Below are 19,925 nucleotides of genomic sequence, written 5' to 3'. Positions count from 1 at the left end.
ATATTACTTTCTGATTCTTTTTAAGAGAAATTGAAGCTGTTGTAGGAGCGTGTGAGCCGGGGTTTATTCACAACCGGCGCAATTGCCAACAACTTGACTCAGCGGGACTCGTGGGGAGTCCGCGAGTCATTCGCGTCATACCCGTTATCCACAGACCTGCTCCCATCATGACCCGCTGTGGATGAATCGCGGGACGAACGACGGCTCAGCGGGGACGAAAGCATCGCTTGAAAGCGTCCCCAGCATTCCGCTAGCCCCATCCTCATGCTTTTCCACAGACTCTTCCCCGGCGACATCGCCATCGGTTGCACGGGCATGACATCATGATCCGTCTGCACCTTCATCTCCTGTCCGATTCCACGGGCGAGACGCTCGAGAACATCGCCAAGGCCGGGCTCGCCCAGTTCGAAGGGGTGGAAACGATCAAGCATTTCTGGCCGATGGTGCGCAGCCAGGGGCATCTCGACCGGATCCTGCTCGAAATCGCGCAGCGGCCCGGGCTGGTGATCTTCACGCTGGTCAACAACGACATCCGCAAGCGGCTCGAATCGCGCTGCCACGCGCTCGGATTGCCGAGCGTCTCGGCGCTAGATCCGGTCATCGAGGCCCTGTCGCAGCTGCTCGGGCAGGAAGCTCTGGCGCGGCCGGGACGGCAGCATATGCTCGATGCCGCCTATTTCGCGCGGGTCGAGGCAATCCAGTACACCATCGCCCATGATGATGGCCTGATCCCGGAAGATTGGGAGGAAGCCGACATCATCCTGACCGGTGTGTCGCGCTCGTCGAAGACACCGACCTCGATCTATCTCGCCAATCGCGGATATAAGGTCGCCAATGTTCCGCTCGTCGTCGAGTCACCGCCGCCGCCCTCGCTCTATTCGCTGGTCCATCCGCTGATCGTCGGGCTCACGACAAGTCCCGAGCGGCTGATCCAGATCAGACGCAACCGCCTGCTCTCGCTCAATCAGTCGCCGGAAACGGCCTATGTCGACCATGAGAAGGTCGTCGCTGAACTCGCCTTCGCGCGCCGCATCTTCTCGGACCGAAGCTGGCCGGTGATCGATGTGACCCGCCGCTCGATCGAGGAAACCGCCGCAGCGATCATCAACCTTGCCAATGATCGCGCGGCAAAGCGCGAACAGGGGAGCGACGCATGACAGGCGCACCCCGCCTGATCCTCGCCTCGCAATCGAGTTCGCGCCGCGCGATATTGTCGGCGGCCGGTGTCGATTTCGAGCCGATGGCTGCCGGCGTAGACGAGGAGGCGATGAAGGAAGGATTGCGTGCAGAAGCGATCTCGCCCCGCAACCTTGCCGACGCACTGGCGGAGTTCAAGGCGACGCGCCTGTCGCAGCGTATTCCCGACGCGCTCGTGCTCGGATGTGACTCGACCGTCGCCTTCGACGACGACAGGATGATCGACAAGGCCTCGAGCCGCGAGGAGCAGCGCGACCTGCTGCTGCGTCTGGCCGGCCGACGGCACCGCCTCTGGAGCGCGGCGGTGCTGTGCGAGGGCGGACGGCCGGTGTGGCGCCATGTCGACGTCGCCGCGCTGCACATGCGGCCGTTGAGCGAGGCCTTCGTCGATGCCTATCTGGACGCCGAATGGCCGGAGATCGGCCATTGCGTCGGCGGTTATCGGCTGGAGGGGCGCGGGGTGCAGCTCTTTACGCGGATCGATGGGAGCCAGTTCACCATATTGGGTCTGCCTCTGCTGCCGCTGCTCGACTATCTGCGGACACGGGGACTCCTGCCGTCATGACCGAGGATGTGTCGAACCTGCCCTATGCCGAGGTGATCGGCGATCCGATTGCGCATTCCAAATCGCCAATGATTCACAGGCATTGGCTGCAACAGGCGGGAATCTCTGCGGATTATCGCGCGTCTCACATAAGGCACGAAGATCTTCAGACTTTCTTCGAACAGCGACGCGGCGATCCGCTGTGGCGTGGCTGCAACGTCACCATACCGCACAAGCAGGCGGTGATGCCCTATCTGGACGAGATAGACCCGGCCGCCAGCCGTATCGGTGCGGTGAACACCATCGTCCCGCGCGATGGTCGGCTGATCGGCCATAATAGCGACTATGCAGGGTTCCTCGAGCCGCTCCGCCCGCTGCTCGCGCAGCAGCACCTGTTTCGCATGGCGCGAATCTTCGGGACGGGCGGCGCCGCCAAGGCAGTGGCGATCGCGCTGCACGACCAGGGCTTCACCAGCGTCGTCATCGCGCGCGACCTCGACAAGGCGCGCGAGCTGCGCGAGTCCTTCGAGCCTGACGACCGCCTGATCGCGCCGATCGACATCTTCGCCAAAGAGACCGATTTTCCGTTCGACGACAGGCAGGGCATTCTCGACGTCGTCGTCAACACCACCTCGCTCGGCATGAAGGGGCAGCCGCCGCTGCAGCTAGACTTCAGCCATGTGCCCCCCAATGCGGTCATCTACGACATCGTCTATGCCCCGCTGGAGACCCCGCTGCTCGCCGAAGCACGGGCCCGTGGTCTGCGCACGGTCGACGGCCTGCGCATGCTCGTCGGGCAGGCGGCGGTCGCTTTCGAACATTTTTTCGGCGTTCCTGCGCCGCGCGGCGCTGACGAGGATCTGCGCCGACAATTGCTCGCCTGAGGCTGCGTGCGATGATCGTGATCGGGCTGACCGGCTCCATCGGCATGGGCAAGTCGACCGTCTCTGCCATGTTCGCGCGTCTGGGCGTTCCCGTCTATGACGCCGACGCGGAGGTTCATCGGCTCCAGGGGCGCGGAGGCCGTCTGGTCGCCGCGATCGAGGCGGCCTTCCCAGGCACGGCAGGCCCGCATGGGATCGACCGGGCGGTGCTCTCGAAAGCGGTGCTGGGCGACAAGGCGGCGCTGCACCGACTCGAAAGGATCGTCCATCCGGCGCTTGTCGAGTCGCGCCGACTCTTCCTTCGCCGGCACCGGTCGCGCCCCCTGGTGGTCCTCGACATACCTTTGTTGTTCGAAAAGCGGGGATGGCGCGCCGTCGATACCGTCGTGGTGGTTTCCGCACCGGCGTGGAAACAGGCCAGGCGGGTGCTGGCGCGACCGGGCATGACCGCCGGAAAACTCGAGCATATCCGCTCGCTTCAGCTTCCCGATCATGAAAAGCGGGCCCGCGCGGACTTCGTCATAGACAATGGTGGTACGATCGATCGGACCAGGAGGGCCGTCCGTCATCTCGTCACTTGCTTACGGGCGAGCGGAGTCCGATATTGTCGTTCATGCGAGAGATCGTCTTCGACACCGAAACCACCGGCCTGAACCCTGCAACAGGAGACCGGCTGGTCGAGATAGGCTGCGTCGAGATGGTCAACCGGGTCGAGACCGGGCGCACCTACCACGCCTATTTCAATCCGCAGCGGGCTATGCCGATCGAGGCGGAACAGATCCACGGCCTTTCCGACCGCTTCCTGAGCGATAAGCCGCTGTTTGCGTCGCTCGCCGGCGAGCTTCTCGAATTCCTCGGCGATTCGCCGCTCGTTGCGCACAATGCCGGTTTCGACTTCGGCTTCCTCAATGCCGAGCTTGCGATGTGCGGCCTGCCGCCGATCGCCATGAGCCGGATGATCGATACCGTGCCGATGGCGCGCAAGCTTCACCCGGGTGCCAAGCACACGCTCGATGCCTTGTGCAGCCGCTACGGGATCGATCGCAGTCACCGCGTCAAGCATGGCGCGCTGCTCGACGCCCAGCTGCTCGCCCAGGTCTATGTGGAGCTGACCGGAGGACGCCAGATCGGCCTCTCGATCACCGAGGTCGTGGTCGAGGAGACGATCGTCGTCGCCGCGCCCATGATCGTTGCGGCCCGCCCCATCCGGCCCATGCGGCCACATTTTGCCAGCGAGGAGGAAAACGAAAGACACAAGGCCTTCATACAGAAGCTCGACGCGCCGCTCTGGCTGGAGGGCGTAGCGGGCTGATTCTATCCGGAAATGTGCGGATGGTGCCCGGCCGGAGAGCGCCGCACCATCAGCGTAACACAGTTGGAGAATTGCCATGGAAATTCGTGTTTCGGGACATCAGGTGGACACGGGCGAAGCGCTCCGGACCCATGTCGAGACCCGGCTCCAAGCGATTGCCGACAAGTATTTTTCACGCAGTCTGTCCGCCCATGTGACCTTCGGCCGCGGGCAGCATGGCAACGGATTCTCCTGCGATATCGTCGCTCATGTCATGCAGGGCGTCATCCTCAAGGGCGCCGGTCATGCGATGGAAGCGCATCCGGCCTTCGATCAGGCCGCCGACCGTATCGAAACCCAGCTGCGCCGGTATATGCGCCGCCTGAAGTCGCGCACGGCCCCCGTGGCGGCACCGATCGACGCGATCGACGACAATGCCGGCTATACGGTGTTCGAAGCCCCGCGCGACGAGGAGCTGGATGAAATCGGCGACAGCCCGGTGATCATCGCCGAGACCCGCGTCGACGTTCCCGACGCCTCCGTTTCCGACGCCGTCATGATGCTCGATCTGCGAAATACGACGGCGCTTCTTTTCCGAAATTCTGGTACCGGCGCCTTCAATATGGTGTATCGGCGCAACGACGGCACGATCGGCTGGGTCGAGCCGAGCCGGGTAGCCGGATAAGGAATAGCGAATCCCGTCGAATGAGTGACAGCAAATCGATGGACGACCTGAGCGACCTGCTGTCGCTTCAGGCGGTGCAGGCCGCTCTCGTCGTCCCCAATAAAAAAGCGCTGTTCCAGCAGCTTGCTGGGGTTGCTTCGAAGCTGGTCGATGTCGATGCCAAGCTCGTCGTCGACCGCCTCGTCGAGCGCGAGCGGCTCGGTTCGACGGGCTTCGGTGCGGGCATCGCGATACCGCATGGCAAGATCGACGGCCTCGACCGGGTCGTCGGTCTGTTCGCGCGACTCGGCACGCCGATCGACTTCGCTGCGATCGACGACCTTCCGGTCGATCTCGTCTTCCTGCTGCTGTCCCCGGTCGATGCGGGAGTCGAGCATCTCAAGGCGCTCGCACGGGTAAGCCGGCGGATGCGCGACAAGGCGTTCGTGGCAAAGCTGCGGGGTGCCGGTTCGGACGATGCGCTGTACGCGCTGTTCGCGACCGGCGAAACCCGCCACGCCGCCTGAACCGCCGGGCGCCGGCATGAGCGGCGAAACCGGCGCCGAGGCGCATTATCGCGCGCTTGAATCGCTCTATGCGGCAGCACCGATCAATCAGCTTTTCGCCTCGCGGCTCGAAATCCCCGAAGAAGGCGTAGCCCGTATCCATTTCGAAGTGGATCCGCGCCATTATCACGCCGCGGGCGCAGCCCACGGCACCACCTATTTCAAGATGCTCGACGATGCCGCCTTCTACGCGGCGAACAGCCTGGTCAATGACTTCTTCCTGCTGACCACGGCCTTCAACCTGCTCCTTACGCGCCCCATGAAAAAGGGGCCGATCGTCGCCGAGGGACGGTGGGTAAACGGCCGCCGGCGGGTGCTGGTCGCCGACGCGCGCCTCGTCGACGGAGAGGGTGAGGAGGTGGCGCGGGGTACGGGTACCTTCATGCGCTCGCGCATCCCGCTCGCCACCCTGCCTGGCTACGCCCGCCCGACTGCGGACCGATGACCGAAGCCCGGCCCGCCACCGGGCTGTCGGTGTCGGCGCTGATCCGCCGGACCGAGGCTGAGGGCGGCTCTGCGATGGTGCTCGCCAAGGGCGATGCTACGGCCGGTGCGATCCTTCTCCTGCTCGCCGATCGCGGGCGTCCCGTCGGCTTGTGCGAGCGTGTCTGGCGGTTCGAGGGCGGGTTCGGACTGGACCCGGTTGGTCCGGCCGATCTGGAGCAGCCCGGCGCGGCGTCGGACTATATCGCCAGGCGCCGGCGATCGGACCCCGACCTCTGGGCGGTCGAAGTCGATCATCGGGAGGCCTTGCGGCTTGCCCGGGAATGCCTGTGCTGAAAATTGTCGGTGGAGCGGTGGCACCCTGATTCGGGTCAGCCGGTGGCCGGCCCTGCGCTGAACCGGCTTTGCTTCGTTCCCGTCCTGTTCTAGGCTGTGGCATGTCCGACGCCTGCCTGCACAGTGAATCGAGCTTCCCGCCCATGGTCGCAGGGGACGTCGCCCGCGGCGTCGCGCGGTTGTTCCTCAATGCCGGGATGGCTCCCCTGGTCGAGGTGCCGCTGGGCAATGGCCGTCGCGCCGACCTGATGGCGATCGACGCGCGCGGCTGTATCACCATCGTCGAGATCAAGGTGTCCCGGGCCGATCTGCTGGGCGATGGAAAATGGCCCGATTATCTGGACTATTGCGACCGCTTCTTCTGGGCGGTGCCCGGCGGATTCGATCTTTCGCCCTTCGATGGCGAAGGCTTTCGCCCGCACTGTTGCGGGCTGATCGTCGCTGATCGCTACGAGGCCGCGATCCTGCGGGAGGCTCCGCACCGGCCGCTCTCCGGCGCGCGGAGGAAGGCAGAGACGCTGCGCTTCGCCCGCCGGGCGGCCGGGCGATTGTGGACCGATCTGGATGGCGTTCCCGAAAGCTGCGTCTAGCCTTAATCCGGCCGCGCGAACGGCCTTACAGCCCCGGCCCCATCTTCGGCTTGGCGGGTGCGGTCGACTTGGTTTCCTCGATTACCTTCAGGACAGCCGCACCGCGCGGATCCTCGCTCGCATAATCGATCGCATTCTTGCCGGCGATCCGGTCGGCGATCTTGGGATCGGCGCCGTTGGTGAGCAGAAGGCGGACCATCGGGATGTTGCGCTGCTGCACAGCGATCACCAGCGGCGTCTCACCGCTGCCATTGGTCGCGTTGATCTGCGCCTTCTGGCGCAACAGCAGTTCTGCGCCCTCCTGGAAACCGAGCAGGGCGGCTGCGTGAAGCGGGGTATTACCCTGGCCATCCTTGATGTTCGGATTGGCGCCCTTGCCGAGCAGGAAGCTCGACCAGGTCAGGTCGCGCCGCTTGATCGTGATCGCGAGCGCGGTTTCGCCGGTCGAATAGTCCTTGGTGTTGACCAGCGTTGCGCCCGATCCTTGCAGCGCTTTCGTCGCCTTCTCTCCGTCGGATTGGCGGACGGCATTGAGGAAGGTGTAGCTGTCGGAAAATTGCGCGACGGCAGGTGCCGAGGCCAGCGCCATCGCAGCGGCGGCACAACCGATCAGGATGTGGCGATGGATCATCTTGTGTGGCATGTCCCTGTTATGAAACCCGCTTGCACGGGGGCCAATAGCAAAGCATGGCTGGCCTTACCATGAACAATGCGAATTTCCCCATCTGGCGCACCGCGTCGGCCGCCCTGGCGCTGGCCCTTTTCGCGCCGCTGGCCGGCTGCGGCTCTGCGCCGGAAAAGCCGCCTCTGGCCGATGCCGGCATCGGCGGTCCATTCACCCTGACCGATCAGGATGGCCGAAAGGTCTCGGACAGCGACTTCGCCGGAAAATACCGGCTGATCTATTTCGGATATACTTTCTGCCCGGACGTGTGCCCTGTCGACGTCCAGGTGCTGATGAAGGGCTATCGCGCACTCGAAAAGAGCGATCCTGCGCTCGCCGCGAAAATCCAGCCGATCTTCATCACCGTCGATCCCGAGCGGGACACGCCCGCCGTGCTCAAGCAGTTCGTCGGCGCCTTCCACCCGAAGCTGATCGGGCTGACCGGCACGCCAGCCGAGATTGCGGCGGTCGCCAAGCAGTTCGCGATCTACTATCGCAAGCAACCTGCGGCGGCGGGATCGAACGCCTATCTGGTCGATCACAGCCGGCAGGCGATGCTGTTCGGGCCGAAGGGCGAGCCGCTTGCCCTGATCACCCAGGACAAGGATGCCGCAGCGGTCGTGACGGACCTTGAGCGCTGGGCGAAATGACGGCCGGCCCCAGGCCGTTCTGGGAGACCAAGCGGCTGGACCAGATGACCCGCGCGGAGTGGGAATCGCTGTGCGACGGCTGCGGCAAATGCTGCCTGCACAAGCTCGAGGACGAGGACACGGGCGAGCTGCTGCCCACCAACGTCGCCTGCCGGATGCTCGATCGCCGCACCGGTCTGTGCAAGGATTATAAGAACCGGCGGGTTCATGTGCCGGAATGCGTCCGCCTGACGCCGCGCTTGGTCGACGAGGTCGACTGGCTCCCGTCGACCTGCGCCTATCGGCTGCTGGGCGAGGGGCAGGGCCTTCCCGACTGGCACCCGCTCGTCACCGGCGATCCCGAATCGGTCCATCGGGCCGGCATATCGGTGCGCGGCTGGACGGTTTCGGAGGACGAGGCAGGCGACCTCGAACATCATCTGGTCGAACGCGAGCTATAGGGCGTCGCGATGCCGCCCGCCGACAGGATCTGGGACAAGGCTGCGCTCGTGTTCCGACGCCGCGCCGTCGCGCCGCTCTCGTTCGAAGCGGGTGGGCGATCGCGTCCGCTTGAGGTTCGCCGCATGGCCCAGGCCCGCCGGATGCGCCTGAGCGTCGACCCGCGCGACGGCGGCGTGCGCCTGATCCTGCCGCCGCGGGCCTCGCTGAAGGCTGCGCTGGCCTGGGTGGAAAGCAAGCGCGGCTGGATCGAGGCCGCGCTCGACGCCCTGCCACAGGCCCGGCCGATCCACCCCGGCATGGTCATCGCGGTGGCGGGCGAGGAACTGCGCATCGACATCGCGGCGAAGGGCCGCATCATCCGGCGCGAAGGCGGGCTGTTGCTGGTGCCCGGACCCGAGGAGATGATCGGGCCGCGCGTGCTGCGCTGGCTTCGCGCCCAGGCGCTGGAGCGGCTCGAGGCGGAGACACGCCTTTTCGCCGAGCGGGCCGGGGTAACCGTGAACCGGGTGGCGGTTGGCGACCCGCGGGCGCGCTGGGGAAGCTGCTCTTCGAGCGGCGACATACGCTATAGCTGGCGGCTGATCCTCGCGCCGCCGGCTGTGCTCGAGGCGACGGTGGCGCATGAGGTCGCGCACCGCCTGCACATGGATCACAGCGCACGCTTCCACGCCGCCGTGGAACGCCTGCTGGGACGGTCGCCCGATGCGGAGCGCGAATGGCTCCGTCGGTACGGCCGCGACCTTTACTGGCTGGGCCGGGCGCCCTGACGCGCTTTGGGCGCGTCGAGCCCGTTGAGGAAATCCGATCCGAGCGTGGTCCTCTGCTGCTGCGGGGCGGCCGCGCCACGGGCCGGCGGTGCCGCCGCCGGTGCGGTGCGCGCCGGTGCGGCGGCTGGCTGGGGTGCCGGCCGGGTGGTCGGCGGGATGATCGAGGTCGGCCCGGCCTGCGGTTCGAAGCCGTCCTCGGGATCGGCCTGCGGCTCGACTCCGGGCTCTGCCGGCTCGCCATCGGGCGCGAAGAGGCTTTCATCAGGCGTTCCGAAAAAGGCCTCGTCGTCGGGCTCGATCTGGAATTCGGGCAGGGTGACCTGGGTCTCGAACGGTTCGACCGGGCGCTTGGAAACGGCGACGCGCATGAAATCGGCAAAGGCACGGGCTGGAGCGCGACCGCCCTGGAGGCCCGAAACCGCTTTTGCGTCGTCGCGGCCCATCCACACGCCGGTGGTCAGGCCCGAGGAGAAGCCGAGGAACCAGCCATCCTTGTTCGAGGAGGTCGTGCCGGTCTTGCCGGCGACGGGGCGGCCGATCTGCGCGGCGCGGGCGGTCCCGGTGTTGACGGCGGTCTGCAGCAGGTCGGTCATCTCGGCGGCAACCCAGGGCGCGACCAGCACCCTATTGTCGTCGGCACGATGCTCGTAGAGGACATTGCCCTTGGCGGTCGTGACCTTGACGATGCCGTAGGGGACCACCGCCACACCCTTGCGCGCGACGGCGGCGAAGGCGCGGGTCATGTCGATCAGCCGGACGTCGGAGGTGCCGAGCACCATGGAGGGATGGGTGTTGAGCTTCGAGCCGATGCCGAAGCGGCGCGCCATGTCGGCGACGGTGTCGAAGCCGACCTCCTGGCCCAGCTTGGCAGCGACGGTGTTGACCGAGAAGGCGAAGGCGGTGCGGATGTCGATCGCGCCGGCGAACTCGCGATTGCTGTTGCGCGGGCTCCAGCCGTCGATGTCGACCGGTTCGTCGACCACGGGGGTGTCGGGCTTCATCCCCGCCTCGAGCGCGGCGAGATAGACGAACAGCTTGAAGGCGGAACCCGGCTGGCGTTCGGCCTGGGTCGCCCGGTTGTAGATCGAGCTTACATAGTCGCGGCCGCCGACCATCGCGCGCACAGCACCGTCGCGGTCGAGCGAGACGAGCGCGCCCTGCGTCCCGGACGGTGCATTGGCCCGGATCGCGGCGTCGGCCGCCTTCTGCATCTCGGGATCGATCGTGGTCCAGACGTCGATCGGTTCGACCTGCTCGTCGACGAGCTCGTCGAGCTGGGCGAGGGCCCAGTCGGTGAAGTAGCGTACCGCATTCTGGTCGCGCTCGGGGGCAAGGCGGACCTTGGACAGGTCGATCTGCTCGGCCTGCGACGGGGTGATCGCGCCCGCATCCTGCATCACCTCGAGGACGACTTTGGCGCGGCCGATGGCGGCCTCGCGGTCGGCCGTGGGCGAATAATGCGAGGGCGCCTTGACCAGTCCCGCGATGATCGCGCTCTCGCCGAGGCTCAGCGTCGTCGCGCTATGGTCGAAGAATTTGCGCGAGGCCGCGTCGATGCCATAGGCGCCGCCGCCGAAATAGACGCGGTTCAGATAGAGTTCGAGGATCTGCGCCTTGGAGAATTTCCGCTCCATCGCCAGCGACAGGATGATCTCGCGAAATTTGCGGCCGAAGCTGTAGGCATTTGTCAGGAAGATATTGCGGGCGAGCTGCTGGGTGATGGTCGAGGCGCCCTGCAGGCGCCGGCCCTCGCCCTGTCGCTGGAAAGCGAGCCAGGCCGCGCGCGCCATGCCGATCGGGTCGATGCCCGGATGCATATAATAGCGGCGATCCTCGACGGCGACCATCGCCTTCTTCATGTCTTCCGGGATCTGCGCGATCGGCAGCCAGTCGCCATAGCTGGGCCCGAGCGACACGATCACCGATCCGTCGGCGGCGCGGACGCGGACCATCTGGCCGTTGGGGCTGGACTTGAGTTCCTCGAAGCCCGGCAGCGACGCCATGGCGATGAGCACGGCAACGACCAGCGCCCCCATGCCTGCCAGGGCGGCGAAGAGGCTGATCCTGAGCAATTTGCGAAGCCAGCCCATGCGGCGGTTCGGATCCTTGGTTGTCTTGGCGCTGCTGGACATTGGCTGATGCCCGATTAGCGCCTATCCCGACCGCTGCCAAGCGGATCGCCGGTGCTTTTCCACCGGGCGACGATAGGATCCGACGAGCGACAGAGGCCGGTCGCCCGTCCGGATCGCTGAGATCAGTCGGTTTCGAGGTCGATCGACGCCGAATTGATGCAGTAGCGCAGCCCTGCAGGGCCTGGTCCGTCGGGGAAGACATGACCCAGATGTCCGTCGCAGCGCGCGCAGCGGACCTCGGTACGGACCATCCCGTGGCTGGTGTCGACATATTCGCTGATCGAGCGTTCGTCGGCGGGTGCCGTGAAGCTGGGCCAGCCACAGCCCGAATCATATTTGCTGTCGCTGCTGAACAGCAGCTCGCCGCAGCCCGCGCAGCGATATTCGCCAGCGTCCTTGGCGTTCCAATATTTGCCGGTGAAGGCGCGTTCTGTGCCGGCCTGACGGAGCACATGATATTGCTCCGGGCTGAGCCGCGCCCGCCATTCCTCGTCGCTAAGTTCGAACTTTTCCATGACGCCAATGTGGTGTCGGGCCGGGGCGGGGTCAAGCATCGGCATTGCGGCGCGGAGCCGGGCCAACCGGCTGTGATGCGCATCACTCCATAACGGGGCGGCGAGGTCTATCGAACGACATGGCGTTGCATGGCGTCCGGGTTGTTGCGTTGGCGTTGGGGGCGCAGGGGAATCGCCCCCATTCGCCTGGAGTGGCGTGAGAGTTTCCGGCCCGGCGGTCCAAGGCCCTTGATCGCCGGGCCGGCTCCAGTGCACGGGTGTGGCGTCCGCTTTTGACAGGCGGTTCCTATTGGGCAGCAGCGTCAGGTCGGACGGGCGTTCAGGCTATGCCGCCGGTGTCCGCCTGCCACGCACCGATCTGATAGCGCATCATGCGACGCACCCGTTTCAACCGTGCGATCTCGCTGTCGGGTCTCTGCCGGCGGCGATGATCCGCAATCATCGCATTGAGCCGGGCATGCTCACTTTCCATATAACGGACAAATCGATCCGACATGGTCGTCTCTCCTTTCAGGCATGAGACAGGTAAGAGCGTTTAGCACCTCATCCTCGCGCCGTTCCGGCCATTCGCCTCTGTCGAGCGAACAGCCTACCGGAAGTCGTCCCGCTTCCGATTAACCATGATCCCGGACTTTGCCATGCGGAGTCAATGGTCGCGGCTAAGCCTTTGATCCGGATCGTTTTGAAATTGCGACGACTGGATATCTGCGCTTGGCGTCCGGAAATCTTCGCGACCAATGGAGTCCAGCTCGCGGCCGGTCGATGGATAAGTTCCGTGTCGAACTGGTTGAAAGGCTGTGTTTTTCTCTACCATCGATCCCGCAATCCGCCCGCGCGACTCGGACAATGCGCGTCCGCTGCCCCCCGATTGGCTGATCGCGCCCCATTTCCGCCGGGCCGATGTCGCAGCAGCGGAGGCGCCACACCCGCACATGGTCCCTCAGGACGCCTTGCCTAGCCAGCTTGTCCGATCGTGATCTGCATCGCGAATTCATGCCGCTTACCGGGCTCGATGAGGATGGTGCCGGGCTTTTCTTCTATACTGCCGTCGAACCCGGCGGGATCGCTATGGCCGTGCCACGGCTCGACGCAGAGAAAGCGGGCGCCTGGCTTCGTCCAGAACGCCAGATGCGGCATGTCCGGAAAGTCGACGCGAACGGCGCTATGACGTCCCCGGAAAGTGACCCTGCGGCTCGCGGGCCTGTCCAATATGAGGGCGTCGTCGAGGAACAGCCCGTCGTCGAGCGGCAGTCGCCGGCCGAGGATAGGGGTCGGACGGGTTGCCGGATCGACGAGGCCATCCCTGTCGAGACGACGGACCGACGCCGGTTCGTCCTGATCGAACGCGATCTCGTGCGACGACCGGTCCGCTTCGCCGGGCAGCGGCCAGCGGAAGGCGGGGTGGAAGCCGAAGCTGACGGGAAGGCGGTCAGAACCGCTGTTCGTCACTTCGGCCACCACGGACAGGGTCGGGCCCGCAATCGAAAAGCGCATATCGAGGCGGAAGTCGAACGGCCAATTTTCCCGGATGGCTGCGTCGGGCACCAGGCTCAGCGTCAGCCGATCGCCAGCCGCCTCTGTGCAGACGAACCGGCTGTGCCGCGCAAAGCCGTGGCGTGGCAGCGTGTAGGCCCGGCCGCCGCTATGAAAACGCCCGCCGGCCAGCGTGCCGACGATCGGAAAGAGCAGCGGTGCGCGGCCCGACCAGAAAGCGGGGTCGCCATTCCACAGCCAGTCGGCACCGGCATGGTCGACAAGGCGGACGAGTTCGGCGCCCGCCTCCGATATCTCGGCCGCCAGCCCCTCGGATTCGATCCGGTGGAGGGCGGGAGCGGCCATGGCCTTCAGCCTTCCTGCGCTGTGCCGGCTTCGGGCTCGTCCTTCAGATAAGGCTCGACCGGACCCTGCAGCTTGATCGTCAGCGGATTGCCCTTGCGATCGCGGGTGTTGCCGACCGACACGCGGATCCAGCCCTCGCTGACGCAATATTCCTCGACATTGGTCTTCTCGACACCCTTGAACCTGATACCCACGCCGCGCTCGAGCAGGCCGGCGTCGTAATGAGGGCTGTTGGGATTGATCGAGAGACGGTCGGGCATGGTGTCGGTCATGGAAATATCCGTAGCTTGATACAGGCAGCCGCCTTAGCCTCGCCGACCCGTCATCTCAACGCTTCTTCTGATCGTCGCCAGCGTCAAAGGGCCCCGTGACGACGGCATATCAGGGACTGACCGCCCACGGCGGCTTGAGGAAGGCGGCGGCGAGGAAGTCGATCAGTGCCTTGACCCGGGCCGGGCGCAGCGCGGTCGGCGGGGTGACGAGGTGCAGCGCGGCGTCGGTGCCGGTGGACCAGTCGTGCAATATCTCGACCAGGCGTCCGTCGGCCAGTTCGCGCCAGACCATGAAATCGGGCGCGCGGGCAATGCCCATGCCCGCGACCAGCGCATCGATCAGCACGTCGCCATTATTGGCCCGAACCGGCCCCTTGATCTCAACCACATAGTCGCCCTCGACCGCGTGGCGGCAGTGCCAGCGGCCCGGGTTGCGGACGTGGGTGTAGCCGAACACCGGGAAACGGACGAGGTCGCGGGGATGTTCGGGACGGCCGAGCCTGTCGAGCAGAGACGGAGCGGCGACCACGGGCAGACGCACGGGAAAGAGCCGCCGCGCCTTGAGCGCCGAATCTTCCAGCTGCCCGATGCGCAGGGCGATGTCGAAGCCCTGTTCGATCAGGTCGATTCGTTCGTCCGAGAGATGCAGGTCGATCACCACCTCGGGATAGGCCTGGTGAAACAGCGGCAGGATCGGTCCGAGATGGGCGACGCCGAACGACATCGGAGCGGCCAGCCGGACGAGCCCGCGTGGCACCGCACCGCGTTCGGAGATCGCCTCCTCGATCGCCTCGCCCTCGGCCAGCAGCATCGATGCGCGTTCCTGTGCGAGCTGGCCGCTCTCGGTCAGCGACAATTTGCGCGAGCTGCGGTGGAAGAGCGGCGCTGCGAGGCGCTGTTCGAGGCGCGACACCGCCTTGGATATGGTCGCTTTCGACAGGCGCAGTTCATCCGCCGCGGCCGAAAAGCTCCCCAGTTCGGCGACCTTGGCGAAAATGGCCCAGGCTTCGAAGTCGGGAAGTCGCGCCATGTCGCCTCGGTCAATATTGGAAACGATAGGTTTCGATCATCTCCATTTAATCGCCGACACGCAAGCCTAGATTGGGTTGCAACAGGCCGCTTCGGCGGCAGACGGGAGCAAGACCCATGATCGAAGTTCGTCCCTTTTCCACGCTTGGCGGCGCCAACCATGGCTGGCTCGACGCCAAGCATCATTTCTCCTTCGCCGACTACCATGATCCGAGCCGCGTCCATTGGGGTGCGCTGCGGGTCTGGAACGACGATCGCATCGCCCCGCACACCGGCTTCGCGCCGCATCCGCACAACGACATGGAGATCATCACCTATGTCCGCACCGGTGCGATTTCGCACCGCGACAGCCTGGGCAATGCCGGCCGGACCGAGGCGGGCGACGTGCAGGTGATGTCGGCCGGTACCGGCATCGTCCATTCCGAGCGCAATGAGGAGGACGTCGAGACGACGCTGTTCCAGATCTGGATCATTCCCGATCGGCGCGGCGAGACCCCCGGCTGGGGCGCGCGTCCCTTTCCGCGCGGCGACCGAGCCGGTCGTTTCGTGACGCTTGCCAGCGGCCATGCCGAGGATGGCGACGCCCTGCCGATCCGCGCCGATGCGCGGGTGCTCGGCGCCACCCTCAAGGCCGGCGAGACGGCGACGCACAGGCTCGGCGACCGCAAGGCCTATCTGGTCGCGACCGCAGGCCGGATCGAGGTCAACGGCGTCGCGGCCGAACCGCGCGACGGTGTCGCCATCGCCGAGGTCGACTCGATCGAAGTGCGTGCGCTCGACGATGCGGAGATCGTCCTCGTCGACGTCGCCTGATCCCTCCCCCAGCCGCCGCGCCATTCCCCCTCCAGGGCGCGGCGGCACCCCCTTTCAAGGCAGATCGCTGCCAAGTCCGTCTACATTTCCAGGAGCAAGACCATGTCCAAGCCCAAAATCCTCGTTCTCTATTATTCGAGCTACGGCCATATCGAGACGATGGCGGAAGCCGTCGCCGAAGGCGCGCGTTCCGCCGGCGCCGAGGTTGACGTCAAGCGCGTGCCCGAGACGGTGCCGCTCGAAATCGCGCAAGGCGCGCATTTCAAGCTCGACCAGAAAGCGCCGGTCGCGACCGTTGCCGAGCTCGAAAATTACGATGCCATCATCCTCGGCACCGGCACCCGCTTCGGGCGTCTGTCGAGCCAGATGGCGGCGTTCCTCGACGGCGCCGGTGGCCTGTGGGCGCGTGGCGCGCTCAACGGGAAGGTCGGTTCGGCCTTCGTGTCGACCGCGAGCCAGCATGGCGGGCAGGAAACCACGCTCTTCTCGCTCATCACCAACCTGCTGCACTTCGGCATGACCATCGTGGGTCTGCCCTATTCCTTCCAGGGGCAGCTGGGTGTCGACGAGGTCAAGGGCGGCTCGCCCTATGGCGCCACCACGATCGCCGACGGTGACGGTTCGCGTCAGCCCAGCGGCGTCGAACTCGACGGTGCGCGATTCCAGGGCCGCCATGTGGCGGAGATCACAGCCAAGCTGATCGGCTGAACGTAAACAACCAGTACATCAGGAGGAGACCATGACGACGAACGCCCGCATCACCGAAGGGACCGAGACGGAATTTCCGCCGCTGTCTTCGCTCGAGTGGAAGGTCGTCAGTCTGGCCATGCGCGAAGCCAATGGGGTCGAATGCGATACCGGTAGCAGCGGCTGGCTTGGGCGCCTCTTCCGCAAGGCATCGGGCCTGCGTCCGACGCTTCCGCTCGCAGATCCCCGGCTGGAGGCGCTGCGCCGCTTCACCTGCCGGGTCCGCGACCATGGCGACGCGTCGGACCTCGGGCCTCAACTGCTCGAACTGGGCTTTCACCCAAGGCAGATCAAGGCCGTAACGATGCTCGCCCGCTGAGTTTCAGCCGCCACGGGCATCAGCCCCCCGCCCGTGGCACCGCGCCGCCCGTTTCCCGTTCGCGGGGAGCGGGCGGTTTGCTATTGAGCTTGCGAACATCATTTCGGGGGAAGCATGTGACCGCCACCACGCTATATTCGGCCTCGATCCCGGTGATCCGCCGCAGTCTCGCGAACCTGTCGACCGTGCTCGCCAAGGGGGCCGAATATTTCGCCGAAAAGGGCGTGGCCGAGGCCGAATGGCTCAATGCGCGGCTGGCCGAAGACATGCATCCCCTTCTCCGCCAGATCCAGATTGCCAGCGACGGTGCCAAGGGCGCGGCCGCACGCCTGTCCGACCAGACGGTGCCGAGCTTCCCCGACGACGAGACGGGCGTCGCCGACCTGCAGGCGCGGATTGCCAAAACGATCGCCTATCTCGACAGCGTCCCCGCCAGCGCGATCGACGGGCGCGAGGATGCGCCCATTCTGCTGGAGATCGGCGATTTTGCGATCCATTTCACTGGCGCTACCTATGTTCGCGACTTCGTGGTGCCGAATGTGCTGTTCCACACGACGACGACCTACGCGATCCTGCGCAACCTCGGCGTGCCGCTCGGCAAGCGCGATTTTCTCGGAGAGATGGACATCCGCCCGCGCGTGGCGGGATGATCGCTTGATAAGCGCGTCGCGCCGGCGGAAGCCGGGGCCGCAACGGGAATCATGACCGGCTTGTCCCGAGTCCTCCGGTAGCTCCGGTTTCGGCTTCTGCCGAACGACGAGAGCTCATCCCGGATAATGCCGCTTGAGTTTCACCAGCGCGGCATCGAGCGCCGACAGGAAACGCGAGCGGTCGGCCTTCGAGAAGGGGGCTGGGCCGCCTATCCCCTTGTCGGTCATTCCGGCGCGCAGGTCGGCCATGATCGCGCGGGTGGCGACTGCCGACCCGATCGAGTTGGCAGTGAAGGGCTTGCCGCTGGGCGAGATCGCGGTTGCGCCGACTTTCAGGCAGCGGTCGGCCAGCAATATGTCGGCGGTGATCACCACGGTTGCAGGGCCACTCGCCTCGGCGATCCAGTCGTCGGCAGCGTCGAAGCCCGCCCCCACCACGACCTTGTCTATCAGTGGGTGCGGGGGAATGCGCAAATGGGCATTGCTGACCAGTGTGACCGGGATCTCCAATCGCCATGCGACCTTGTAGATTTCCTCTTTCACCGGACAGGCGTCGGCGTCGACGAGGATGCGGACAGTGCTCATCTCCGCGTTCTTAGCAGGCCGCCTGAAAAAGGCGATCCAGCTTTCTGCGGCGGGGCAAGGCCTGCCTGACGCGGCGGATCAGGCCGCGACGATGCCGTCCGATATCCACTGGCGCAGCAGCAGCCCCGCGCTGCGTACTCCGGCCTCGAAGCCCTGCTCGGTGACCAGCATCTCGCATAAGGCACCGAAGCTCCGGGTCGCTAAGATGCTCGCCAGCGCCTTCGCTTCGCCCGATCCCGGCGATCGGAAGCGGCTTTCTCCGTCGCGCCGCCAGACGAGGAGACTTGCCTCAGGCCCAGAATCGCGCACCACGGGCAGCGCTTCGCTCCCCTCGACCAGCGACGACCAGATGTCTGCCACATTGGTCGCGACCGGCAGCAACAGGGTCGACGGTGTGAAGACAAGCGGGTGAGCGTCCCAGTCGATCGACGAAACCGCGTCGAGTGTCATCGATTGACCGTCGGCTGCGACGAACGCCTGTTCGAGCGCCCGCTCGAGCGTGGCGAGGTCATGGACTTCGGGGTCGTCTGGAAACAGCGCATCGAGCGTTTCGGTAAAGTCGTGGCCATAGGCGTCGAGTGTCCAGCTGCGTGGATGCACCCGGTCGATATGGGCGACCGCGGCGTGGAGGAACGCGTCTTCGCCGATCCATTGCCGCGTGCGTGGATAGCTCGCCTCCAGGCAGGCGATCAGCTGCGACCGATAATTGTTCAGATAGATCTGCAGGCCAGCCGAGCCGAAAGGCGGCGCGTCTGCCTCTTCGCCCGACCGCAAAAAGGCGGCGAAGGCGCTCTGCATTTCGGCGAGGGTCATGCCGCTGCGGCCAATGGTCGCGCCGCGATCGCTCGGGCGATGTCGAGTTCGTCGAGCAAATCCGCGAGCGCCGGGATATCGTCGTCGCGTTCGATCATCGTGGCGACGCCCGCGACGCGCGGCAGCACATGGGCGTAGAGCGACCAGACCGAATGCGGCACCGGCTGGTCGTGGCTGTCGATCAGCATCTCGCGGCCCTGGCTGTGGCCGGCGAGATGGATCTGCCGGACATGTTCCACCGCCAGACCGTCGAGATAGGCGACCGGGTCGAAACCATGGTTGGCGGCGCTGACGAAGACATTGTTGACGTCGAGCAGAAGGCCGCAGCCGGTGCGAGCGGCGAGGGCGTTGAGGAACTCCCACTCGCGCATCTCCGCACCGGGCAGGACGAGATAGGAGGACGGATTCTCGATCAGCATCGGCCGTCCAAGCATGGCCTGGGCCCGGTCGACATTGTCGCAGACCAGATTCAGCGTCGCGCGGTCATAGGGCAGCGGCAGCAGGTCGTGCGAGTTGAAGGCGCCGATGCGGCTCCAGCTCAGATGGTCGGAGACGAAGAGCGGTTCGATCTCGTCGACCAGCGCCCGCAGGCGGTGCAGATAGGCCCGATCGAGACCGTCGGCCGATCCCAGCGACATCGATACGCCGTGCAACGCCACCGGATAGCCTTCGCGCACCTGGCGAAGCACTGCCCGGGGCCGGCCGCCGGCGACCATGAAATTCTCCGAGATCACCTCGACGAAATCGACCGCGGCCTTGTGGTCGAGGAAGTCCGGATAATGGGGTCGCCGCATACCCAGGCCGAAGCGGGGCAGTCGTGGTGTCTGCATCGGTCGCCTTTCCGAGGCTCGACCGGCGCCGTAGCGCCGGCCGTGGGGATCGATCACTTCGCTTCGGTCAGGCTGCCGCCCTTGGCCTTGCACTGCTTCACGGTCATGACCTGAAAGCCCTGACCCTTGCAGTCGTTGAGACCCTTGCAGTCGTTCTTGGCCGTCTTGCAGTCCGACGTGCCCTTGCAGCTGTTGATGCCGTAGCAGTGGACCTTCGTCTCGTCGGCCTGCGCGAAGGCGGGCGCGACCGGAGCAGCGGCTGAAATGGCGACGAGGGCTGCGGTGGCGGTAAGGCTCATCGCCTGGTGAAGTGAGGACATGGGGAGGCTCCTGAAGCGAGTGT

General features: G+C 65.6%; 28 protein-coding genes. 17 read left to right on the top strand and 11 right to left on the bottom strand.

Features of this window, described 5'->3' with window-relative positions:
• Positions 1–323 precede the first annotated feature (323 nt).
• The 10 genes from G6P88_RS12260 to G6P88_RS12215 all read left to right on the top strand — a co-directional run bounded on the left by G6P88_RS12260 (position 324) and on the right by G6P88_RS12215 (position 6,516).
• Positions 324–1,157, top strand: a complete 834-nt coding sequence (locus G6P88_RS12260; protein ID WP_165323419.1) for a pyruvate, water dikinase regulatory protein — start codon at positions 324–326, stop codon at positions 1,155–1,157.
• Positions 1,154–1,762 (top strand): Maf family protein, encoded by a 609-nt coding sequence (locus tag G6P88_RS12255; RefSeq protein WP_165323418.1) that lies wholly within the window; start codon positions 1,154–1,156, stop codon positions 1,760–1,762. Before G6P88_RS12260 ends, G6P88_RS12255 begins: the two co-directional genes overlap by 4 nt.
• Complete coding sequence (aroE, locus tag G6P88_RS12250) at positions 1,759–2,625, top strand: shikimate dehydrogenase (protein ID WP_165323417.1); 867 nt, start codon at positions 1,759–1,761, stop codon at positions 2,623–2,625. Before G6P88_RS12255 ends, aroE begins: the two co-directional genes overlap by 4 nt.
• 11 nt (positions 2,626–2,636) lie before the next feature.
• Positions 2,637–3,278 (top strand): dephospho-CoA kinase, encoded by a 642-nt coding sequence (gene coaE, locus G6P88_RS12245; protein ID WP_165323416.1) that lies wholly within the window; start codon positions 2,637–2,639, stop codon positions 3,276–3,278.
• The gene (gene dnaQ / locus G6P88_RS12240; RefSeq protein WP_165323415.1) at positions 3,239–3,937 is read left to right on the top strand and encodes a DNA polymerase III subunit epsilon; all 699 of its coding nucleotides are present in this window, start codon (positions 3,239–3,241) and stop codon (positions 3,935–3,937) included. The genes coaE and dnaQ overlap by 40 nt, the downstream gene beginning before the upstream one ends.
• A 76-nt stretch (positions 3,938–4,013) precedes the next feature.
• Positions 4,014–4,601: a ribosome hibernation-promoting factor, HPF/YfiA family gene (hpf, locus tag G6P88_RS12235; protein WP_165323414.1), complete on the top strand. Its 588-nt coding sequence runs from the start codon at positions 4,014–4,016 to the stop codon at positions 4,599–4,601.
• 20 nt (positions 4,602–4,621) lie between these two features.
• Entirely contained in the window at positions 4,622–5,107 is a 486-nt protein-coding gene (locus G6P88_RS12230) for a PTS sugar transporter subunit IIA (protein WP_226946542.1), read from the top strand.
• A 16-nt stretch (positions 5,108–5,123) separates the two neighbouring features.
• Positions 5,124–5,591, top strand: coding sequence for a PaaI family thioesterase (locus tag G6P88_RS12225; RefSeq protein WP_165323413.1), 468 nt, complete (start codon positions 5,124–5,126; stop codon positions 5,589–5,591).
• Positions 5,588–5,926, top strand: coding sequence for a DUF1491 family protein (locus tag G6P88_RS12220; protein WP_165323412.1), 339 nt, complete (start codon positions 5,588–5,590; stop codon positions 5,924–5,926). Before G6P88_RS12225 ends, G6P88_RS12220 begins: the two co-directional genes overlap by 4 nt.
• 101 nt (positions 5,927–6,027) lie before the next feature.
• Positions 6,028–6,516 carry an MmcB family DNA repair protein gene (locus G6P88_RS12215; protein ID WP_165323411.1) on the top strand — a complete coding sequence of 163 codons (489 nt, stop codon included), beginning with the start codon at positions 6,028–6,030 and terminating at the stop codon, positions 6,514–6,516.
• Between the two features lie 25 nt (positions 6,517–6,541).
• On the opposite strand, the gene G6P88_RS12210 is transcribed toward G6P88_RS12215, so the two are convergent.
• On the bottom strand, positions 6,542–7,159 hold the full coding sequence (locus G6P88_RS12210; protein ID WP_226946541.1) for an ankyrin repeat domain-containing protein: 618 nt from the start codon (positions 7,157–7,159) through the stop codon (positions 6,542–6,544).
• Between the two features lie 44 nt (positions 7,160–7,203).
• Here G6P88_RS12210 and G6P88_RS12205 point away from each other — a divergent pair, with 44 nt between their 5' ends.
• The 3 genes from G6P88_RS12205 to G6P88_RS12195 all read left to right on the top strand — a co-directional run bounded on the left by G6P88_RS12205 (position 7,204) and on the right by G6P88_RS12195 (position 9,038).
• Entirely contained in the window at positions 7,204–7,830 is a 627-nt protein-coding gene (locus G6P88_RS12205) for an SCO family protein (protein WP_165323410.1), read from the top strand.
• On the top strand, positions 7,827–8,270 hold the full coding sequence (locus G6P88_RS12200) for a YcgN family cysteine cluster protein (protein WP_165323409.1): 444 nt from the start codon (positions 7,827–7,829) through the stop codon (positions 8,268–8,270). Before G6P88_RS12205 ends, G6P88_RS12200 begins: the two co-directional genes overlap by 4 nt.
• Before the next feature lie 123 nt (positions 8,271–8,393).
• Positions 8,394–9,038, top strand: coding sequence for a M48 family metallopeptidase (locus tag G6P88_RS12195; protein ID WP_165325153.1), 645 nt, complete (start codon positions 8,394–8,396; stop codon positions 9,036–9,038).
• Here G6P88_RS12195 and G6P88_RS12190 read toward each other — a convergent pair.
• From G6P88_RS12190 to G6P88_RS12165, 6 genes are all read right to left on the bottom strand, one after another.
• Positions 9,014–11,170 carry a transglycosylase domain-containing protein gene (locus G6P88_RS12190; RefSeq protein WP_165323408.1) on the bottom strand — a complete coding sequence of 719 codons (2,157 nt, stop codon included), beginning with the start codon at positions 11,168–11,170 and terminating at the stop codon, positions 9,014–9,016. The two genes, G6P88_RS12195 and G6P88_RS12190, sit on opposite strands and share 25 nt — an antisense overlap.
• Positions 11,171–11,292: 122 nt before the next feature.
• Positions 11,293–11,685: a peptide-methionine (R)-S-oxide reductase MsrB gene (gene msrB / locus G6P88_RS12185; protein WP_165323407.1), complete on the bottom strand. Its 393-nt coding sequence runs from the start codon at positions 11,683–11,685 to the stop codon at positions 11,293–11,295.
• A gap of 319 nt (positions 11,686–12,004) precedes the next feature.
• Complete coding sequence (locus G6P88_RS12180; RefSeq protein WP_165323406.1) at positions 12,005–12,181, bottom strand: hypothetical protein; 177 nt, start codon at positions 12,179–12,181, stop codon at positions 12,005–12,007.
• A 458-nt stretch (positions 12,182–12,639) separates the two neighbouring features.
• Entirely contained in the window at positions 12,640–13,524 is an 885-nt protein-coding gene (locus G6P88_RS12175; protein WP_165323405.1) for an aldose 1-epimerase family protein, read from the bottom strand.
• A 5-nt stretch (positions 13,525–13,529) separates the two neighbouring features.
• Positions 13,530–13,796 (bottom strand): DUF3297 family protein, encoded by a 267-nt coding sequence (locus tag G6P88_RS12170; protein WP_165323404.1) that lies wholly within the window; start codon positions 13,794–13,796, stop codon positions 13,530–13,532.
• A 109-nt stretch (positions 13,797–13,905) separates the two neighbouring features.
• Positions 13,906–14,826: a LysR family transcriptional regulator gene (locus G6P88_RS12165; RefSeq protein ID WP_165323403.1), complete on the bottom strand. Its 921-nt coding sequence runs from the start codon at positions 14,824–14,826 to the stop codon at positions 13,906–13,908.
• Between the two features lie 116 nt (positions 14,827–14,942).
• Here G6P88_RS12165 and G6P88_RS12160 point away from each other — a divergent pair, with 116 nt between their 5' ends.
• The 4 genes from G6P88_RS12160 to G6P88_RS12145 all read left to right on the top strand — a co-directional run bounded on the left by G6P88_RS12160 (position 14,943) and on the right by G6P88_RS12145 (position 17,354).
• The gene (locus tag G6P88_RS12160) at positions 14,943–15,638 is read left to right on the top strand and encodes a pirin family protein (RefSeq protein ID WP_165323402.1); all 696 of its coding nucleotides are present in this window, start codon (positions 14,943–14,945) and stop codon (positions 15,636–15,638) included.
• Positions 15,639–15,740: 102 nt separating this feature from the next.
• Positions 15,741–16,346, top strand: coding sequence for an NAD(P)H:quinone oxidoreductase (gene wrbA / locus G6P88_RS12155; RefSeq protein WP_165323401.1), 606 nt, complete (start codon positions 15,741–15,743; stop codon positions 16,344–16,346).
• A gap of 31 nt (positions 16,347–16,377) precedes the next feature.
• Positions 16,378–16,704: a hypothetical protein gene (locus G6P88_RS12150; protein ID WP_165323400.1), complete on the top strand. Its 327-nt coding sequence runs from the start codon at positions 16,378–16,380 to the stop codon at positions 16,702–16,704.
• Between the two features lie 116 nt (positions 16,705–16,820).
• Positions 16,821–17,354, top strand: coding sequence for a DUF1993 domain-containing protein (locus G6P88_RS12145; RefSeq protein WP_206335752.1), 534 nt, complete (start codon positions 16,821–16,823; stop codon positions 17,352–17,354).
• A 114-nt stretch (positions 17,355–17,468) separates the two neighbouring features.
• Here the strand turns inward: G6P88_RS12145 and G6P88_RS12140 are convergent, their stop codons facing one another.
• The 4 genes from G6P88_RS12140 to bufA2 form a co-directional block, all read right to left on the bottom strand.
• On the bottom strand, positions 17,469–17,939 hold the full coding sequence (locus G6P88_RS12140) for a YaiI/YqxD family protein (RefSeq protein WP_165323398.1): 471 nt from the start codon (positions 17,937–17,939) through the stop codon (positions 17,469–17,471).
• 78 nt (positions 17,940–18,017) lie between these two features.
• Positions 18,018–18,752, bottom strand: coding sequence for an HvfC/BufC family peptide modification chaperone (locus G6P88_RS12135; protein ID WP_165323397.1), 735 nt, complete (start codon positions 18,750–18,752; stop codon positions 18,018–18,020).
• Positions 18,749–19,582: an MNIO family bufferin maturase gene (gene bufB, locus G6P88_RS12130; RefSeq protein WP_165323396.1), complete on the bottom strand. Its 834-nt coding sequence runs from the start codon at positions 19,580–19,582 to the stop codon at positions 18,749–18,751. Before bufB ends, G6P88_RS12135 begins: the two co-directional genes overlap by 4 nt.
• A gap of 53 nt (positions 19,583–19,635) precedes the next feature.
• Positions 19,636–19,902 carry a BufA2 family periplasmic bufferin-type metallophore gene (gene bufA2, locus G6P88_RS12125; RefSeq protein WP_165323395.1) on the bottom strand — a complete coding sequence of 89 codons (267 nt, stop codon included), beginning with the start codon at positions 19,900–19,902 and terminating at the stop codon, positions 19,636–19,638.
• Between the last annotated feature and the right edge of the window lie 23 nt (positions 19,903–19,925).

Origin of the sequence: Rhizorhabdus phycosphaerae (assembly GCF_011044255.1) — a bacterium.
GTDB lineage: Bacteria > Pseudomonadota > Alphaproteobacteria > Sphingomonadales > Sphingomonadaceae > Rhizorhabdus > Rhizorhabdus phycosphaerae.
This window is presented reverse-complemented; position numbering and strand designations above follow the sequence as displayed.

Bases quoted from the DNA above. Each gene is read 5' to 3' on its own strand.
- G6P88_RS12160 (WP_165323402.1), top strand. From the start codon at position 14,943: ATGATCGAAGTTCGTCCCTTTTCCACGCTTGGCGGCGCCAACCATGGC.
- G6P88_RS12180 (WP_165323406.1), bottom strand. From the start codon at position 12,181: ATGTCGGATCGATTTGTCCGTTATATGGAAAGTGAGCATGCCCGGCTC.
- G6P88_RS12260 (WP_165323419.1), top strand. From the start codon at position 324: ATGATCCGTCTGCACCTTCATCTCCTGTCCGATTCCACGGGCGAGACG.
- dnaQ (WP_165323415.1), top strand. From the start codon at position 3,239: ATGCGAGAGATCGTCTTCGACACCGAAACCACCGGCCTGAACCCTGCA.
- G6P88_RS12165 (WP_165323403.1), bottom strand. From the start codon at position 14,826: ATGGCGCGACTTCCCGACTTCGAAGCCTGGGCCATTTTCGCCAAGGTC.
- G6P88_RS12175 (WP_165323405.1), bottom strand. From the start codon at position 13,524: ATGGCCGCTCCCGCCCTCCACCGGATCGAATCCGAGGGGCTGGCGGCC.
- G6P88_RS12210 (WP_226946541.1), bottom strand. From the start codon at position 7,159: ATGCCACACAAGATGATCCATCGCCACATCCTGATCGGTTGTGCCGCC.
- G6P88_RS12230 (WP_226946542.1), top strand. From the start codon at position 4,622: ATGAGTGACAGCAAATCGATGGACGACCTGAGCGACCTGCTGTCGCTT.
- G6P88_RS12215 (WP_165323411.1), top strand. From the start codon at position 6,028: ATGTCCGACGCCTGCCTGCACAGTGAATCGAGCTTCCCGCCCATGGTC.
- hpf (WP_165323414.1), top strand. From the start codon at position 4,014: ATGGAAATTCGTGTTTCGGGACATCAGGTGGACACGGGCGAAGCGCTC.
- aroE (WP_165323417.1), top strand. From the start codon at position 1,759: ATGACCGAGGATGTGTCGAACCTGCCCTATGCCGAGGTGATCGGCGAT.
- G6P88_RS12205 (WP_165323410.1), top strand. From the start codon at position 7,204: ATGGCTGGCCTTACCATGAACAATGCGAATTTCCCCATCTGGCGCACC.
- G6P88_RS12220 (WP_165323412.1), top strand. From the start codon at position 5,588: ATGACCGAAGCCCGGCCCGCCACCGGGCTGTCGGTGTCGGCGCTGATC.
- msrB (WP_165323407.1), bottom strand. From the start codon at position 11,685: ATGGAAAAGTTCGAACTTAGCGACGAGGAATGGCGGGCGCGGCTCAGC.
- G6P88_RS12225 (WP_165323413.1), top strand. From the start codon at position 5,124: ATGAGCGGCGAAACCGGCGCCGAGGCGCATTATCGCGCGCTTGAATCG.
- G6P88_RS12135 (WP_165323397.1), bottom strand. From the start codon at position 18,752: ATGACCCTCGCCGAAATGCAGAGCGCCTTCGCCGCCTTTTTGCGGTCG.
- bufA2 (WP_165323395.1), bottom strand. From the start codon at position 19,902: ATGTCCTCACTTCACCAGGCGATGAGCCTTACCGCCACCGCAGCCCTC.
- G6P88_RS12170 (WP_165323404.1), bottom strand. From the start codon at position 13,796: ATGACCGACACCATGCCCGACCGTCTCTCGATCAATCCCAACAGCCCT.
- wrbA (WP_165323401.1), top strand. From the start codon at position 15,741: ATGTCCAAGCCCAAAATCCTCGTTCTCTATTATTCGAGCTACGGCCAT.
- bufB (WP_165323396.1), bottom strand. From the start codon at position 19,582: ATGCAGACACCACGACTGCCCCGCTTCGGCCTGGGTATGCGGCGACCC.
- G6P88_RS12195 (WP_165325153.1), top strand. From the start codon at position 8,394: ATGGCCCAGGCCCGCCGGATGCGCCTGAGCGTCGACCCGCGCGACGGC.
- G6P88_RS12200 (WP_165323409.1), top strand. From the start codon at position 7,827: ATGACGGCCGGCCCCAGGCCGTTCTGGGAGACCAAGCGGCTGGACCAG.
- G6P88_RS12150 (WP_165323400.1), top strand. From the start codon at position 16,378: ATGACGACGAACGCCCGCATCACCGAAGGGACCGAGACGGAATTTCCG.
- coaE (WP_165323416.1), top strand. From the start codon at position 2,637: ATGATCGTGATCGGGCTGACCGGCTCCATCGGCATGGGCAAGTCGACC.
- G6P88_RS12255 (WP_165323418.1), top strand. From the start codon at position 1,154: ATGACAGGCGCACCCCGCCTGATCCTCGCCTCGCAATCGAGTTCGCGC.
- G6P88_RS12190 (WP_165323408.1), bottom strand. From the start codon at position 11,170: ATGTCCAGCAGCGCCAAGACAACCAAGGATCCGAACCGCCGCATGGGC.
- G6P88_RS12140 (WP_165323398.1), bottom strand. From the start codon at position 17,939: ATGAGCACTGTCCGCATCCTCGTCGACGCCGACGCCTGTCCGGTGAAA.